The sequence below is a fragment of the Actinomycetospora lutea genome (assembly GCF_028737205.1).
Lineage (GTDB): Bacteria > Actinomycetota > Actinomycetes > Mycobacteriales > Pseudonocardiaceae > Actinomycetospora > Actinomycetospora lutea.
Map to the genome: position 1 here is coordinate 46,266 of NZ_JAQZAL010000017.1, position 14,792 is coordinate 61,057.

At 76.0% G+C, this 14,792-nt stretch carries 17 protein-coding genes; 9 read left to right on the top strand and 8 right to left on the bottom strand.

What is annotated here, in order from left to right; translation table 11 throughout:
- The first annotated feature begins 166 nt into the window (after window positions 1-166).
- The 3 genes from PHK61_RS19005 (at window position 167) to PHK61_RS19015 (ending at window position 2,876) form a co-directional block, all read left to right on the top strand.
- Window positions 167-856 (top strand): lysophospholipid acyltransferase family protein, encoded by a 690-nt coding sequence (locus PHK61_RS19005; protein WP_274282581.1) that lies wholly within the window; start codon window positions 167-169, stop codon window positions 854-856.
- 24 nt (window positions 857-880) lie between these two features.
- Complete coding sequence (locus PHK61_RS19010) at window positions 881-1,399, top strand: polyadenylate-specific 3'-exoribonuclease AS (protein WP_274282582.1); 519 nt, start codon at window positions 881-883, stop codon at window positions 1,397-1,399.
- A 76-nt stretch (window positions 1,400-1,475) separates the two neighbouring features.
- On the top strand, window positions 1,476-2,876 hold the full coding sequence (locus PHK61_RS19015) for a class II 3-deoxy-7-phosphoheptulonate synthase (protein WP_420791408.1): 1,401 nt from the start codon (window positions 1,476-1,478) through the stop codon (window positions 2,874-2,876).
- A 12-nt stretch (window positions 2,877-2,888) separates the two neighbouring features.
- Here the strand turns inward: PHK61_RS19015 and PHK61_RS31925 are convergent, their stop codons facing one another.
- Window positions 2,889-4,199, bottom strand: coding sequence for a protein kinase domain-containing protein (locus tag PHK61_RS31925; RefSeq protein ID WP_337993980.1), 1,311 nt, complete (start codon window positions 4,197-4,199; stop codon window positions 2,889-2,891).
- A gap of 91 nt (window positions 4,200-4,290) precedes the next feature.
- On the opposite strand from PHK61_RS31925, the gene PHK61_RS19025 reads away from it, so the two are divergent.
- Both PHK61_RS19025 and PHK61_RS19030 read left to right on the top strand, forming a co-directional pair.
- Entirely contained in the window at window positions 4,291-5,028 is a 738-nt protein-coding gene (locus PHK61_RS19025; RefSeq protein ID WP_274282584.1) for an alpha/beta fold hydrolase, read from the top strand.
- A 4-nt stretch (window positions 5,029-5,032) separates the two neighbouring features.
- Window positions 5,033-5,395 (top strand): Rv2175c family DNA-binding protein, encoded by a 363-nt coding sequence (locus PHK61_RS19030; RefSeq protein WP_274282585.1) that lies wholly within the window; start codon window positions 5,033-5,035, stop codon window positions 5,393-5,395.
- Here PHK61_RS19030 and PHK61_RS19035 read toward each other — a convergent pair.
- Genes PHK61_RS19035 through PHK61_RS19050 form a run of 4 tightly spaced genes read right to left on the bottom strand, consistent with a single transcriptional unit; the run spans window position 5,364 to window position 9,341 of the window.
- The gene (locus PHK61_RS19035) at window positions 5,364-5,735 is read right to left on the bottom strand and encodes a hypothetical protein (protein ID WP_274282586.1); all 372 of its coding nucleotides are present in this window, start codon (window positions 5,733-5,735) and stop codon (window positions 5,364-5,366) included. The genes PHK61_RS19030 and PHK61_RS19035 overlap by 32 nt on opposite strands.
- Window positions 5,732-6,712: a phytoene/squalene synthase family protein gene (locus PHK61_RS19040; protein ID WP_274282587.1), complete on the bottom strand. Its 981-nt coding sequence runs from the start codon at window positions 6,710-6,712 to the stop codon at window positions 5,732-5,734. Before PHK61_RS19040 ends, PHK61_RS19035 begins: the two co-directional genes overlap by 4 nt.
- Complete coding sequence (gene crtI / locus PHK61_RS19045) at window positions 6,709-8,196, bottom strand: phytoene desaturase family protein (protein ID WP_274282588.1); 1,488 nt, start codon at window positions 8,194-8,196, stop codon at window positions 6,709-6,711. The genes PHK61_RS19040 and crtI overlap by 4 nt, the downstream gene beginning before the upstream one ends.
- Window positions 8,193-9,341: a polyprenyl synthetase family protein gene (locus tag PHK61_RS19050; RefSeq protein ID WP_274282589.1), complete on the bottom strand. Its 1,149-nt coding sequence runs from the start codon at window positions 9,339-9,341 to the stop codon at window positions 8,193-8,195. The genes crtI and PHK61_RS19050 overlap by 4 nt, the downstream gene beginning before the upstream one ends.
- Before the next feature lie 132 nt (window positions 9,342-9,473).
- On the opposite strand from PHK61_RS19050, the gene PHK61_RS19055 reads away from it, so the two are divergent.
- On the top strand, window positions 9,474-10,361 hold the full coding sequence (locus PHK61_RS19055; RefSeq protein WP_274282590.1) for a methylenetetrahydrofolate reductase: 888 nt from the start codon (window positions 9,474-9,476) through the stop codon (window positions 10,359-10,361).
- A gap of 43 nt (window positions 10,362-10,404) precedes the next feature.
- Here the strand turns inward: PHK61_RS19055 and PHK61_RS19060 are convergent, their stop codons facing one another.
- Both PHK61_RS19060 and PHK61_RS19065 read right to left on the bottom strand, forming a co-directional pair.
- The gene (locus PHK61_RS19060; protein WP_274282591.1) at window positions 10,405-11,136 is read right to left on the bottom strand and encodes an LppM family (lipo)protein; all 732 of its coding nucleotides are present in this window, start codon (window positions 11,134-11,136) and stop codon (window positions 10,405-10,407) included.
- 35 nt (window positions 11,137-11,171) lie between these two features.
- Window positions 11,172-11,825, bottom strand: a complete 654-nt coding sequence (locus PHK61_RS19065) for a GNAT family N-acetyltransferase (RefSeq protein WP_274282592.1) — start codon at window positions 11,823-11,825, stop codon at window positions 11,172-11,174.
- A 337-nt stretch (window positions 11,826-12,162) separates the two neighbouring features.
- Between PHK61_RS19065 and PHK61_RS19070 the strand changes: the two genes are divergently transcribed.
- Window positions 12,163-12,456: a hypothetical protein gene (locus PHK61_RS19070; RefSeq protein ID WP_274282593.1), complete on the top strand. Its 294-nt coding sequence runs from the start codon at window positions 12,163-12,165 to the stop codon at window positions 12,454-12,456.
- Window positions 12,457-12,489: 33 nt separating this feature from the next.
- The gene (locus PHK61_RS19075) at window positions 12,490-13,059 is read left to right on the top strand and encodes an SAV_6107 family HEPN domain-containing protein (protein ID WP_274282594.1); all 570 of its coding nucleotides are present in this window, start codon (window positions 12,490-12,492) and stop codon (window positions 13,057-13,059) included.
- 13 nt (window positions 13,060-13,072) lie between these two features.
- On the opposite strand, the gene PHK61_RS19080 is transcribed toward PHK61_RS19075, so the two are convergent.
- Entirely contained in the window at window positions 13,073-13,912 is an 840-nt protein-coding gene (locus PHK61_RS19080) for a ParA family protein (protein WP_274282595.1), read from the bottom strand.
- Between the two features lie 127 nt (window positions 13,913-14,039).
- Between PHK61_RS19080 and PHK61_RS19085 the strand changes: the two genes are divergently transcribed.
- Entirely contained in the window at window positions 14,040-14,786 is a 747-nt protein-coding gene (locus PHK61_RS19085; protein ID WP_274282596.1) for a methyltransferase domain-containing protein, read from the top strand.
- Window positions 14,787-14,792: the final 6 nt, after the last annotated feature.

Genomic DNA, 14,792 nt, shown 5'->3' on the forward strand with positions numbered 1-14,792 from the left:
GGGTCCCGTGTCGCGCCGGACGGTCCCCGCCTGCGGCGAACCGGGTGCCCGGGCTCCGGTGATCGGACGCACGACGGGGTGTGACCCGTCGCGCGGCGGTGCCGCCGCGGGCCCGCCACGACCTAGGCTCGTCGCCGCCGGCGGGGGCGAACGGACGGGAGGACCGATGCTGTACTGGATCATGAAGTACGTCCTGCTCGGGCCGCTGATGCGCGTCGCGTTCCGGCCCCGGGTGCAGGGCGCCGAGAACCTGCCGCGCCGGGGCGGGGCGCTGGTCGCGTCCAACCACCTCGCCGTGATCGACTCGTTCGTGCTGCCGCTGATGGTGCCGCGGCGGATGGCGTTCCCCGCGAAGGCGGAGTACTTCACCCAGCCCGGCCTCGTCGGCACCCTCAAGCGCTGGTTCTTCACCGGCATGGGCCAGGTGCCCATCGAGCGCGGCAACGGCCGCGCCGCGCGCGCCGCCCTCGACACGGGCATCGGCGTGCTGCGCGAGGGCCGGCTGTTCGGCATCTACCCCGAGGGGACGCGCTCGCCCGACGGGCGGCTCTACAAGGGCCGCACGGGCGTCGCCCGGATGGCGCTCGAGGCCGGCGTGCCCGTCGTGCCGGTCGCCATGATCGGCACCGACCGGGCCAACCCCGTCGGCTCCCGGTTCTGGCGCCCCTGCCGCATCGGCATCCGCGTCGGCCCGCCGCTGGACTTCACGCGCTACGCCGGGATCACCGACGACCGCCAGGTCGAGCGGGCCATGACCGACGAGATCATGGACGCCGTGCGGGTGCTCTCCGAGCAGGAGTACGTCGACGTCTACGCCAGCACCGTCAAGGACCAGGCCGCCCCGCAGGCGGCCTGAGGCGCGGGCCGCGACAATGGACGCGTGGCCCGGTACTTCTACGACTGCGAGTTCATCGAGGACGGGACCACCATCGAGCTGGTCTCGGTGGGTGTGGTCGACGAGCAGGGCCACGAGTTCTACGCGATCTCCCGCCAGTTCGACCCGATGCGCGCCGGGCCGTGGGTCCGCAGGAACGTCCTCGACAAGCTCCCCCCGATGTCCGACCCCGCGTGGAAGAGCCGGCTCGCCATCCGCGAGGCCTTCTACGAGTTCGTGACGGCCGGCGAGGGCCCGGTCGAGCTCTGGGCCTGGTACGCCGCGTACGACCACGTCGCGATCGCCCAGCTCTGGGGCGCGATGCCCGACCTCCCGCGCGCCCTGCCCCGCTTCACCCGCGACCTGCGCCAGCGCTGGGACGACGTCGGGCGCCCCGAGCTGCCCCCGGCCCCCGCCGACGCGCACGACGCCCTCGCCGACGCGCGCCACAACCTCGCGCGCTGGCAGGTGATCGACGCCCACTGGCGGCGCCGCTCCGGCAGCGATCACGCCGCCGTCCGGTAGCCGACACGCGCGGGCGAGGTGGTGGTCGCGGGGAACACAGCCGGCGCTCCTGACCGCACCATTACGCTTGCGTGTCGTGTGGTCCGTCGACCTTCCCGTGGATGCTCTGCCCGGTCTGCCCCCGCTGCCCTCCCACCTGCGCGAGCGCCTGGACGACGCGTTGTCGCGTCCGGCGCTCCAGCAGCCGGAGTGGCCGGACGCGCAGGCGGTGACGGACGTGCGCACGGTGCTCGAGCACGTCCCGCCGATCACCGTGCCCGCCGAGGTCGACCGGCTGCAGACGCAGCTGGCCGCCGTCGCCCGCGGCGAGGCCTTCCTGCTCCAGGGCGGGGACTGCGCGGAGACCTTCGCCGACAACACCGAGCCCCACCTGCGCGGCAACATCCGCACGTTGCTGCAGATGGCCGTGGTGCTCACCTACGGCGCCTCGCTGCCCGTGGTGAAGATCGGCCGGATCGCCGGCCAGTACGCCAAGCCCCGGTCGTCGGCGACCGACGCGCTGGGCCTGCCGAGCTACCGCGGCGACATGGTCAACTCGCTGGCCGCGCACGCGGAGCGTCGCGTGCCCGACCCCGGCCGCATGATCCGCGCCTACGCCAACGCGGGCGCGGCGATGAACCTGGTCCGCGCGCTGACCTCCGGGGGCATGGCCGACCTGCACGAGGTCCACGAGTGGAACCGCGAGTTCGTGCGCACCAGCGCGGCCGGTGAGCGCTACGAGGCGGTCGCCGCCGAGATCGACCGGGCGCTGCGGTTCATGTCCGCGGCGGGGGTCGACGACCACTCGCTGCGCGGCACCGAGATCTTCGCCAGCCACGAGGCGCTGGTGCTGGACTACGAGCGGGCTCTGCTGCGCCTGGACTCGCGGGTCGAGGCCAGCAGCCGCGAGGACGCGCGCCTGTTCTCCCTGGGCGCGCACTTCCTCTGGATCGGCGAGCGCACCCGCGCCCTCGACGGCGCCCACATCGCGTTCGCCGAGCTGCTCGCCAACCCGATCGGCATCAAGATCGGGCCGGGGACCACTCCCGAGCAGGCCGTGGAGTACGTCGAGCGCCTCGACCCCCACCGCCAGCCCGGCCGGCTGACCCTGATCTCGCGCATGGGCGCGGGCAAGGTGCGCGACGTGCTGCCCGCGATCGTCGAGAAGGTCACCGCCTCGGGCCACCAGGTCATCTGGCAGTGCGACCCCATGCACGGCAACACCGTCGAGGCCTCCACCGGCTACAAGACCCGGCACTTCGACCAGGTCGTCGACGAGGTCCAGGGGTTCTTCGAGGTCCACCAGCGCCTCGGCACCCACCCCGGCGGCATCCACGTCGAGCTCACCGGCGAGAACGTCACCGAGTGCCTCGGCGGCGCCCAGGACATCTCCGACACCGACCTCGCCGGGCGCTACGAGACCGCCTGCGACCCGCGCCTGAACACCCAGCAGTCGCTGGAGCTGGCGTTCCTGGTCGCGGAGATGCTCCGGGGGTAGCCGGCCCGGCTACTACCCCGGCAGGCCGATCCCCCACCCGGCGGCCCCGGCCGCCACGGTCGCGATCGCCTCGAGCAGGAGCCACGCGGCGAGCAGCCGGCGCGAGCGCGACCGCGCGCGCCGGCGCTCGATCTGCTCGATCGCGACGTCGATGTCGTCGACCGGCCCGTCGGCGCGGCGGCGCCCGGCGGGCCGGTCGTCGTCCTCGTCCTCGTCCTCGTCCTCGTCGAGGTCGTCGTCGAGGTCCCCGGGCTCGTCGAGGAGGTCCTCGTCGGGGCCCTCCTCCCACGCCTCGCCCTCCCAGGTGCCGTCGGGGAGGTCGTCGTCGTGGTCGTCGCGCGGCCGGGACGGCGGCGGCGGGCGCCGGGTGCGCGGCCCGTCCTCGCCGAGGTCGAGCAGCCGCGTGCCCCGCAGCGGACGGGAGCCCCCGGTGCTCGCGCGGCGCGGCGGCAGTGGCACGGGGTGGAAGGGCAGGTCGGCGTCCATCCGCACGCCGCGGGCGGCGGCGAGGAACGCCTGGGCGTCGGGGAGGCGCACCTCGGGGTCGCGGTGGGTCGCGGCGATCACCAGCCGGTCCAGCGCCCGCGGGACGCCCCCGACCACCGACGACGGGGGTGGCACGTCGTTCTCCACGTGCCGGCGCGCGACCGACACCGCGTCCCCGCCGCCGTGGGGCGGGACGCCGGTGAGCAGCTCGAACAGCACGACGCCGGTGGCGTAGAGGTCGCTGCGCGCGTCGGCGCGGCCGTCGGTGACCTGCTCGGGCGCCAGGTAGGCGACGGTGCCGAGCACCATCTCCCCGGAGTCCTCGGGGTCGGTCTCCCACGCGGCCGCGACCAGCCCGAAGTCGGCGACCTTCACCGACCCGTCGCGCCCGATCAGCACGTTCTCCGGCTTCACGTCGCGGTGCACCAGGCCCCGGTCGTGCGCGACCTGCAGGGCCGTGACGACCTGCTCGGCCACGGTCAGCGCCGCCGCCGGGTGCAGCCGGCCCTGGTCGCGCAGGACGTCGCGCAGGGTCCCGCCCTCGACGAGCTCGAGGACGAGGAAGACGGTGCCGTCGGGGTCGCGACCCTGGTCGTGGACGGCGACGATCCCGGGGTGCGCGAGGCGGGCCGCGGCCCGCGCCTCCCGCTCGAAGCGCCGCACGAACGCCGGGTCGGCGGCCAGCGCGCGGTCCAGGACCTTGATCGCCACCGGGCGCTCCAGGCGCAGGTCCACGCCCCGGTGCACCACCGACATCCCGCCGCGCGCGAGCACCCCGTCCATCCGGTACCGCCCCTCCAGCACCGTCCCCTCGGGGTGGATGGTGGGTGCGGCCATGGCCGCGATGCTACGAGGACGGTGATGACCTGCGGGGATCCTCGACCGCGACGCGCGGTCCCCGTCGGGTGACGGCCCTAGGGTGCTCGGCATGACGACATGGCTGCTGCTGGCCGGGGCGGGTGGTGCGGGGTGGTACTGGCACCTGGTGGCCGAGCGTCTGCGCGCCCGCGGCGACGAGGTCGTGGCGCCCGACCTGCCGGCCGACGACCCGACGGCCGGCATCCCGCGCTACGTCGAGGTGGCGCTCGCCGCGCTGGGTGAGGTGTCCGAGGGCGACCGGTCCGACGTCGTGGTCGTGGGGTCCTCGCTGGGCGGGCCGAGCGCCGCCGAGATCGCGCGCACCACGCCGGTGCGCCGGTGGGTGCTGGTCAACGCCATGATCCCCGCGGTCGGCGAGTCGCCGGGGGACTGGTGGACGGCCTCGGGGCACGAGGAGGCCAAGGAGGCGGCGGTCCGCGCGGCGGGGCGCGAGGACGCCGGGTTCGACGAGGAGTGGGAGTTCCTCCACGACGTCCCGCCCGACCTCGCCGCGGCCGGTGCCGAGCACCAGCGCGAGCAGACCGACGGCCCGTTCGTCGACGGCTGGTCGCTGCCCGCGTGGCCGGACGCGCCGGTGACGGTCGTCGTCGGGCGCGACGACCGATTCTTCCCCGCCGACTTCCAGGTCCGCCTGGCCCGCGAGCGCGCCGGCGTCGAGGCGGTCGTGATCCCGGGCGGGCACCTGCTCGCACTGGCCAATCCCGACGGGCTCACCGAGGCGCTGCTCGACGCCGTCCCGGACCCGGCGCGTGCGGGGTCCGAAAGCGCTCCTCCTCTGGCACAGTGACCGCGTGTCCGAGTCCGCCGTCGCCGCCATCGTGGGCCACGACATCGAGGTCGAGACGCTCGCCCGGGTCGCCGAGCGTCTGGGCGTGCCGCGCACGCGCGTCAGCCAGATGATCAAGCAGGGCCAGCTGCTCGGGATCCGCGAGGACGACCGGTGGGTGGTCCCCGCCGCGTTCCTCACCGCGGACGGGGTGGTCAAGGGCCTGCCCGGCACCATCCAGGTGCTCCGCGACGGCGGCTACGCCGACGGCGAGATCCTGCGCTGGCTCTTCGCGCACGACGAGTCGCTGCCGGGCATGCCCATCGACGCCCTGCGCTCCGACCGCGGGCGCGAGGTCAAGCGCCGCGCCCAGGCGATGGCCTTCTGATCCCGGCCCGCACGGCGTCGCCGAGCACGCCGTGGGCGCGCAGGGCGGCGACGAGGCGCGCCGTGCGGCGCGCCCCGAGCCGGCGGACCAGCGCCGGGACCACCGCGGACCCGGTCCAGGCGCGGACCCGGTCGTCGCCGTCGGTCGCGGTGATCTCGATGAGCGTGGGTGCGTCGCGCTCCACGCCGGCCTCCGCCCGCCACAGCGCGACGCGGTAGTCGGCGAGCGGCAGCACGTCGAGGTCGGGGCGCCCGGCGCCCGACAGTGTCTCCGCCACGGTCGCGGCCACCGCGCGGCAGCGCCCGCAGTCGGCGTCGAAGGCGAGGACGAGCTCGCTCACGCCGCCGCCCCGGTGACGCGGTGGCGCCACCGGGTGCCGACGGCGTGCGCGAGCCGGGGGAGGGCCACGGCGACCCGCCGGCCGGAGCCGACCGCCACGCGCCGGGCGAGCACGTCGTAGTCGGCGGCCACGATCTCGTCGAGGATCCCGCCGTAGAGCACGTGCGCGGTCCGCACGCACGGCCGCGACACCGGGTGGAGCAGGGCGATGCCGCGCTCGGCGCGCCGGTAGACCGCGCGGGTGCGGGCGACGAGGTGGGCCAGCGCCCGGCGCACCCGCGGGTCGGTGCGCCCGATCGCCCGGCCGTGCGCGAGCAGCTCGCGGTCGACGCCGAAGGCCGCCAGCTCGTCGCGCGGGAGGTAGACGCGCCCGCGGTCGAGGTCCTCGCCGACGTCGCGCAGGAAGTTCGTGACCTGGAACGCCACGCCCAGGTCGGCGGCGTAGGGCGCGGCCTCCTCGCGGGGCACGACCGTCCCGAGCACGGGCAGCACCTGCAGCCCGATCACCGCGGCCGAGCCGTGCACGTAGCGGGCGAGGTCGTCGAACGTGGGGTAGTCGGTGACGGTGAGGTCCATGGCCATCGAGTCCATGAAGTCCTCGAGGTGGCGGTGGTCGATCCCGTAGCGCGCGACGGTGTCGGCCAGCGCCGCGACCACCGGCTCGCCCTCGGCCACGAGCTCGCGCGGGTCGGTGCCCGCGAGCCCGCGGCGCATGCGCGCGCGGACCTCCTCCAGACGGGCGGCGACGGCGGCCGGCGAGGCGTCGGCCGCGGGGTCGTCGACGACGTCGTCGGCCATCCGCGCGAATCCGTAGAGCGCGTGGATCGCCGGGCGCTGGGCGGGGGCGAGCAGGCGCGTGGCCAGGAAGTAGGTGCGCCCGTGCGCGGCGTTCAGGCCCCGGCAGCGCGTGTAGGCGTCGCGCAGCGCGGGGTCGGTGACCCCGGCGGCGTCGAGCTCCGACGGCACGGCCGGTCTCATCCCGTGATCCGCGCCGCGGCGAGCTTGCCCGAGACGAGCACCGTCGGGACCCCGACCCCCGGCGTCGTGCCGGAGCCCGCGAGGACGACGTTGCCCTCGCCGCGCACGAGGTTGCCGGCCCGGAACGGGCCGGTCTGGGCGAACGTGTGCGCCGCCGAGAACGGGGTGCCCGCCGCGAGGCCCAGGCGGCCCCAGTCGTCGGGGGTGATGAGGTGCTCGGCGACCGGCTCGCCGAGCTCGATCCCGCGGCCGGCCAGCACCCCGCGCAGCTCGTCGCGGTAGCGGGGACCGATCCGGTCCCAGTCGAGCGGGGCGAGATCGGTGTTCGGGGCGGGTGCCAGCACGCTGACCAGCTCGTGGCCCTCCGGCGCGAGCGACGGGTCGGTCGCCGTCGGGTGCGTGACCAGCAGCGACGGGTCGGACATCAGCCGGCCCGCGGTGATGATCTCGTCGAACGTGCCGGCCCACGCGTCGCCGAACGAGATCGTGTGGTGGCCCAGCCCGGTGCCCGCGGGGACACCGGCGTGCCACACGAAGGCCGACGGCGACCAGCGCATCGGGACCGCGCGCCGCGGCGTGCGCCCGAGCAGGCCGTACGCGACGGGCAGGTCGCAGGTCAGCACGACGGCGTCGGCGGCGAGGCGCTCGCCGTCGGCGGTCGGCTCGCCCGTCGGGGCGGTGCGCAGGGCCCGCACCCGGCCGGCCGAGCGCTCCAGCCCCGTCACCGTGGTCCCGTACCGGAACTCGGCGCCCGCGTCGGCGGCCGCGTCGGCGAGGGCCTGGGGCAGGGCGCGGACCCCGCCCTTCGGGAAGGAGACGCCCGCGATCGTGTCCATGTAGGCGATCACGGCGTAGGCGGCGAGCGCGCGGGCCGGCGGGACCCCGGCGTAGAGCGCCTGGAAGGAGAAGATGCGGCGCAGGCGCTCGTCGGTGAGGTACTTCCCGATCCGCGGCCCGAGCCGGCCGAACCCGCCCAGGACGCCCAGGCGGGCGAGGTCGGGGGACAGGACGTCGAGCGGGGAGTCGAAGTTGGCGTCGATGAACGTCGCCATCTGCACCCGGTAGAGCTCGGTCATCCAGTCGCGCAGCCGCCGGTAGCCCTCGGCGTCGGCCGCGGAGACCTTCTCGCGGATCTCCTGCTCCATCGCGCCGGGCTCGGTGTGCACGTCGATTGCCGAGCCGTCGGCGAAGCGGGCGTGGTACGCGGGGTGCAGGCCGACCATCTCGAGCCGGTCGCCGATCTTCTCGCCGACCGCGCCCAGGGCCTCGTCGATGAGCTCGGGCATCGTGATGACGGTCGGGCCGGTGTCGAGGCGGAAGCCCTCCAGATCCAGCCGCCCGGCGCGGCCGCCCGGGGTGGGGTCGCGTTCGACGACGGTGACGTGGCGGCCCGCGCCGAGCAGGTGCAGGGCCGTCGCCAGCCCGGCGAGACCGGCGCCGACGACGACGACGTGGTCGGTGGGCGACCGGACGGTGCGGGTCATCGGGTGCGCCTGGTCGCCGCGACGGCGAGGTCGGCGAGCCGCTCCGGGGCGGGCGCGGCGAGGACCGGGGCGTCGGCACCCCGGACGGCGTCGAGGGCCGACACGGTGAGGTCGGCGATGCGCTGCTCGACGTCGTCGACGACACCGAGGGCGTGGAGCGCCTCGCGGGCGGCCGCGAGCTCGTCGGCGCCGAGGTCGGGCTTGCCGAGGGTCCCCTCGACCACGGACGCCGTCGCGCGGTCGGGGTGGGCGCGGGTCAGCGCGACGAGCAGGGTGAGCTTGCCCTCGCGCAGGTCGTCGCCCGCGGGCTTGCCGGTGACCGCGGGGTCGCCGAACACGCCGAGCAGGTCGTCGCGCAGCTGGAAGGCGATGCCGAGGTCGCGGCCGTAGTGGCGCAGGGCGCGCACGGTCGCGTCGTCGGCGTCGGCGATGGCCGCCCCGAGGTGCAGCGGGCGCTCGATCGTGTACGCCGCGGTCTTGTAGCGGCTGATGCGCAGCGCGGTCTCGGGGCGCGAGTCCGACGAGGCGTGGCCGCTGACGTCGAGGAACTGCCCGCCGAGCACCTCGGTGCGCATGGCCTGCCAGACGGGGCGCGCGCGGGCGATCGCGGCGGGGTCGAGACCGGCGTCGTGCAGCATGTCGTCGGCCCAGGCCAGCGCCACGTCACCCAGCAGGATCGCGACCGCGGCGCCGAAGCGGGTGGGGTCGCCCGCCCACGCGGCGTCGGCGTGCCGCGACGACCACCGCGCGTGCACGGTCGGCTCGCCCCGGCGGGTCGCCGAGTCGTCGATGAGGTCGTCGTGCACGAGCGCGCAGCCCTGGATCAGCTCCAGGGCGCTCACGGCCCGCAGCACGGTGCCGGCGTCGTCGAGCCCGCCCGCGGCGCGCCAGCCCCACCAGGCGAACGTCGGGCGCAGGCGCTTGCCGCCCGCGAGGACGAAGCGCGTGAGGTCGTCGGTGGCCTCGGCGAACTCCTCGGCGACGTCGAGGACGTCGTTGCGCCGGCCGGCCAGGTAGTCCGCGAGCTCGGCGGTGACGGCCGCCGGCAGGTCACGTTCCCGGGCGGCGAGGTCGTCCCCACCGTCGGTGTCGAAGGGGTCCGCAGGCCCGCTCCCGACCGTCGTCGAGGTCCCGCCCACCGTCATCCGCGCTCTTCCCCTCCGGACGTCCGCCGTGTATGGGAGCGAGCGTAGGGGCGTCCGGCGGAACCGGCTGATCGGGCGGTCCCGGTCACAAGGCCCCTCCGCGTGGACGCCCCGTCACCGTAGGGTCGGCGGATGGCTACTGTGACGGAGCGCATCCAGCGCGGGGTGCCGACGTTCTCGGCGGAGTTCTTCCCGCCCAAGGACGACGAGGGCGAGGCGACCCTCTGGCGGACCATCCGTGACCTCGAGCCCCTGGACCCGGCCTTCGTGTCGGTCACCTACGGCGCGGGCGGCTCCAGTCGGGACCGCACCGTGCGGACCACCGGGCGCATCGCCACCGACACCACGCTGACGGCGATGGCCCACCTCACGGCGGTGGACGCCTCCCTCGACGACCTGCGTCAGGTGATCGGCTCCTACGCCGCGGCCGGGATCAACAACGTGCTCGCCATCCGGGGTGATCCCCCCGGGGACAAGGACGCCGACTGGGTGCCGCACCCGGCCGGCCTGAGCTACACCGAGGAGCTGGTGCACATGGTGCGCCGCCTCGGCGACTTCTGCTGCGGCGTCGCGGCCTTCCCCTACCTGCACCCGCGCTCGGTCGACGAGGACTCCGACACCCGCTTCTTCATCCAGAAGGTGAAGGCGGGCGCGGAGTTCGCCATCACCCAGATGTTCTACGACGCCGACCAGTTCCTGCGGATGCGTGACCGGATCGCCGCCGCGGGCTGCGACATCCCGATCATGCCGGGGCTGATGCCGGTGACCACGCCGAAGTCGGCCGAGCGCGGCGCCGACTTCGCGGGCGCGCCCCTGCCGAAGGCCATGTCGGACCGCCTCGACCCGCTCGCGGACGACAAGGCCGCCTACCGCGACGCGGGCATCGACCTCTGCGTCGAGCTGTCCCAGCGGATGTTCGACGAGGGCGTCACCAACATCCACTACATCAGCATGAACCGCTCGCCGGCCGTGGTGGACGTGGTGCAGCGCCTCGGCATCGCGGCCCGGCCGGGCACCTGATCCGTCCCGTCGCCGACCCCGTCCGCACGCTGCGCGGGCGGGGTCAGCGGCGGGCGCGCGAGTGCGTGTGGGTGCGCGACGCGTTGGCCAGCGCGAACACGATCGCCACGGCCACGGCGACCACGGCGAGCAGCAGCAGCGCCCAGAGGATCCAGGACGGCGCGTCGGGGTCCGGGTACTCGACCACCGCGTTGACGTCGGTGACCGTGCCCGGGTTGAACGTCCAGCTGATGACGCCGTTCGCGGCGGTGCCGTCGGTCTGGCGGATCTCGCCCGGGAACGCGATCTTGAGCTGGACGTCGGAGCTCTCCGGCGACACGCGGGTCAGGTCGACCTGCCCGGTGACCACCACGCGGTCGCCGGCGCGGCGCATCTGCACCCGGATGGCCTGGCCGGTCGACGGGCTGACCGCGGGCAGGACCCGGGTGACGTCGTCGAAGGACAGGTCGTCGAAGCGCAGGCGGGAGCCGATGTACCCGTCCTGCTCGTAGCGCTCGACCGAGACGTCGCCGCTGAGCTCGTCGGGCACCTGCAGCGGCGGGCCCGACCCGCCCGGCGCCCCGTCGGGCGTCGCGATGTCGACGACGCCGGAGACGCGGTCCTCGGGGGAGACGGCCATGCCGGCCCGGACCCGCACGCAGCCGGCCCCCGTGACGCCGACCAGCGCGAGGACGACCGCGAGGAGGACCAGCGCGCGGCGGCTGCGGCCCGTGCCGGTCCTGGGCGTCGTCCCCGGGTCGGTGCCGGCGGTCGGGACGGGAGCGGTGTCGGGCACCCGCGCATGGTGCCAGGCGCCCCCGACGGTGCTCCTCAGGCGCGGCCCGGGTGCCGGGGCTCACTCCCGGGCTGGTCCCCGGGCTCGCCCCCGGACGGTCCCGAGGGGCCCGGCGGGTCGAGCGGCAGCGGGCGTCCGAGCACGGCGAACGGCCGGGGGTCGCTGGTGAAGCGGTGGTGGCGCAGCACGTCGCGGAACCCGAGGCGCCGGTAGAGCGACCACGCCCGGGTGGGGTTGTCCGCCTCCGGGGTGGAGAGCAGCACGTGGCGATCGACGGGGTGGGCGAGCAGCCGGCGGGCGAGCGCCTCGCCGATCCCGCCGCCCTGGACGTCGGGGCGCACGTGCAGCTCGGTGAGCTCGAAGTAGTCGGCGAGGACGGTCTCGGCCAGCTCGCGGCCGGCCGCCCCGGAGCCCAGCAGGCCCCGCCGCACCTCCTCGTACCACCACTGGCCGCGCGCTCCCGGGTAGCCGTAGGCGATGCCCCACAGGGAGCGGTCGGGCCCGATCGCGGCCGCCGCGTGCCAGCCCGGGCGGCGGGAGTGCTCGGTCCACATGGGACGGCGCTGGCGCACGGTGCCCGCCGGGTAGCCCATCGCGCGGACGTAGACGGTCAGCGCCTCGTCGAGCCGCGCCGCGAGGTCGTCGGGCGTCAGGTCGACGACGGACGCGCGGGCGGGGGCGGCGGTCACCGGCCGGCTCCCGGACCCGCGGAGGCGGGGTGCGACACCCCGTCATCTCACCACGACACCACCCCGCGGCGCGGCCCGCCGGGCGACCCGTGGGCGGCCCGTCGCCGGCCCGCGCCGCGGGTCCTGACCGCCGTCCCCGCACCCCCTCGCGGCGACTTGACGGCGCCGGACCGAACGGGTTCACTGGTCCCTATCGAACACATGTTCGATGGCTCGGGCGGCGGGGCGGGGGAAGCGCCCCGTCGCCCGGGAGTGCCGCCGGCTCCCCACGGTGGCAGGCACCCACCCGGCCCGAGCCACGGGCCGGGGAGCACGAGCCGCCGTGGAGGAACGCATCGTGGTTCGCAGTCCCTCGCCGGTCCAGGTCCGCTGCGCGGACGGCGACCCCGTCGAGTTCCATCGCCGCCCCAACCGGCGAGACAGTCACTACCTGGTCACCGAGGTGCGCGATCGCTGGATCGAGGAGTCGCGCTGGCCGTTCCTGTCGGCCATGCCCGTCGGGGGCGACCGGTGCCGCTGCTGGCGGGTGCTCGCCTGCCGCACCGACGAGCCGAACCTGCCGCCCGGCGAGTTCGTGCTGCGCATGCGCTCCGGGCCCGGCGTGTGGGACCTGCGCTGGGCCGGTGCCTGACCCCTGCTCGCCCCGCCTCGGAGGAGACCGACCGTGACCAGCGCTCTCGCGATGCCCGGACTGTTCGACACCACGCCGGCCGACGGCCCCCGCGCCGGCCTGCCCGCCGGCCCGCCCCCGCCCCCGACCGCCGTCCCGGCCCCCGCCCCGGGACGCGAGGGCCGCCCGGTGCGCTCCGCCACGCGCGGGGCCACCGGCCGGTCCGCCGAGCCCGCCCCGCCGCCACCGCCGCCCTCGCGCACCGTGGTGCAGCTGCTGGGCGCGGCGCGTGACGAGCTGCGGGCCGCGCAGGCCGAGGACGAGCCCGCCGAGCGCTTCTGCGCGGCCCACCTCGGAGCCCTGCGCGCCGCGGCGGCGGTGCTCGCGCTGCGGGCGCGCACCAAGCGCGCCTCGCGCCCCACCGACGCGTGGACGCTGCTCGCGTCGGTGGCGCCCGAGTACGGCGAGTGGGCGGCGTTCTTCGCGGCCCACTCGGCCACGCGCTCGGCCGTGGAGGCCGGGGTGCGGGGACGCGTGTCACAGCGTGACGCCGACGACATGGTCCGCCAGGCCGACCTGTTCCTCGCCCTCGTCACCCGCACCGTGGCCGGCCGGGCGCGCTGAGCCGGGGCCCGGCTCAGGCGTCCGGGGCGTGGCGGGCGCGGGCGCGGTGCGACCGCCCCGAGCGCGACCGGACGATCCGGCCGAGCAGCCCGTCGAACTGGCTCGCGATCTCGCGGGCGCCCGGGGTGTCCCACCGCTGGATCGGCACCCCGGCGCCCTGGGCCTGCTGCACGGCGCTCCGGTCGGGCAGCACGCCGGAGAGCACGAGCGGGCCGAACAGCTCGCGCAGCTCGGCCACGCGGAACTCGTGCTCCGAGGACCGCGAGCGGTACTTGTTCACCAGCACGCCCAGCGGCTGCAGGTCCGGGTTGTTCTCCCGCTCGGCCTGGACGGCCTCGAAGGCGCGCTGCACCCCGGACACGGCGAAGATCGTCGGCTCGGTCACGAGCACGGCCCGGTCGACGGCGACCAGCGCGGAGCGGGTCAGCTGGCCCAGCGAGGGCGGGCAGTCGATGAGCACCAGGTCGTACGCCGCGACACCGGTCTCCGTGGCGTCCTCGCCGTCCTGGGGCAGGGCGGCGAGCAGCCGCGCGAGCCGCCCGAGACGCTGGGAGTTCGGGTCGGGGTGGTTGTGGCGCTCCACGTCCTCCGACCCGACGAGCACGTCGACCTCGTCGCCCCAGGCACTCATGCCGATCGAGGACGCGAGCAGGGCCGCCGAGGGCTGCTCCATCGCGTGCGCGATCGTGGTCTCGGTGGGTTCGGGCTCCAGCGCCGTGGTCGCGTTGCCCTGGGGGTCGAGATCGACCACCAGGGTGCGCAGACCCGCCCGGAGCGCCGCCCCGGCCAGGCCCAGGACCACGGTCGTCTTGCCGACACCGCCCTTGAGGCTCAGGACCGCCGTGACGTGCACGCGGCGAACCTACCGGCCGGGGGCGCGTGATGGCCCATCCGGACCGCGTCGACGGACATCGGGTCCGGCCACGCGGGCCGATGAGTCGGTGACGCCGGACACCCGCCCCACGTTCTACGGTGTCGTGGTGACCCGTGCCGCGTCGTTCGCCCCGGTCGACGTCGTCGCGCGCACGCTGCGCGTCGAGCTCACCGCGGCCCGCGCCCGGCGCGACGGCGCCGCGCCGCGCGTGCTCGACGTCGGCGGCGGCAGTGGCACGTGGGCGGTGCCGCTGGCCGCGGACGGCTGCGAGGTCACCGTGGTCGACTCCAGCGCCAACGCCCTCGCCGTGCTCCAGAGCCGGGCCCGCGAGTCCGGGGTCGCCGCGGGCGTGCGCGCCGTCCAGGGCGACGTCGACGCGCTCGCCGACGCGGTCGGTCACACCGAGGCCGACCTCGTCCTCGGCCACGGGCTGCTCGAGTACGTCGACGACCCCGCCGAGTCGTGCCGTGCGCTGGCGGGCGCCGCCGCGCCGGGCGGGGCGGTCTCGCTGCTCGTCGCCGGGCGCTTCGCCGCCGTGCTCTCGCGGGTCGTCGCCGGCCGGCTCGTCGAGGCGCGCCGGGTGCTCGTCGACCCCACCGGCCGCTGGGGCCCGGACGACCCGCTGCGCCGGCGCATGGACGTCGAGGAGATCCGCACGCTCGTCGAGGCCGGCGGGCAGCTCGCGGTCGAGCGGGTGCAGGGCCACCGGGTGCTCGCCGACCTCGTGCCCGACGGCGTGCTCGAGTCCGGCTCGTCGGACCCGCTCGCCGAGCTCGAGGACATCGCCGCCGGCACCCCGCCCCTGCGCGACATGGCCGCGCGCCTGCACGTCCTCGCCCGGCGGCCGGGCTGAACGGCT

Excerpts from the sequence above, each read along its gene's own strand:
- PHK61_RS19005 (WP_274282581.1), top strand. The coding sequence starts at position 167 with ATGCTGTACTGGATCATGAAGTACGTCCTGCTCGGGCCGCTGATGCGC.
- PHK61_RS31925 (WP_337993980.1), bottom strand. The coding sequence starts at position 4,199 with ATGGCCGCACCCACCATCCACCCCGAGGGGACGGTGCTGGAGGGGCGG.
- PHK61_RS19025 (WP_274282584.1), top strand. The coding sequence starts at position 4,291 with ATGACGACATGGCTGCTGCTGGCCGGGGCGGGTGGTGCGGGGTGGTAC.
- PHK61_RS19040 (WP_274282587.1), bottom strand. The coding sequence starts at position 6,712 with ATGAGACCGGCCGTGCCGTCGGAGCTCGACGCCGCCGGGGTCACCGAC.
- crtI (WP_274282588.1), bottom strand. The coding sequence starts at position 8,196 with ATGACCCGCACCGTCCGGTCGCCCACCGACCACGTCGTCGTCGTCGGC.
- PHK61_RS19050 (WP_274282589.1), bottom strand. The coding sequence starts at position 9,341 with ATGACGGTGGGCGGGACCTCGACGACGGTCGGGAGCGGGCCTGCGGAC.
- PHK61_RS19055 (WP_274282590.1), top strand. The coding sequence starts at position 9,474 with ATGGCTACTGTGACGGAGCGCATCCAGCGCGGGGTGCCGACGTTCTCG.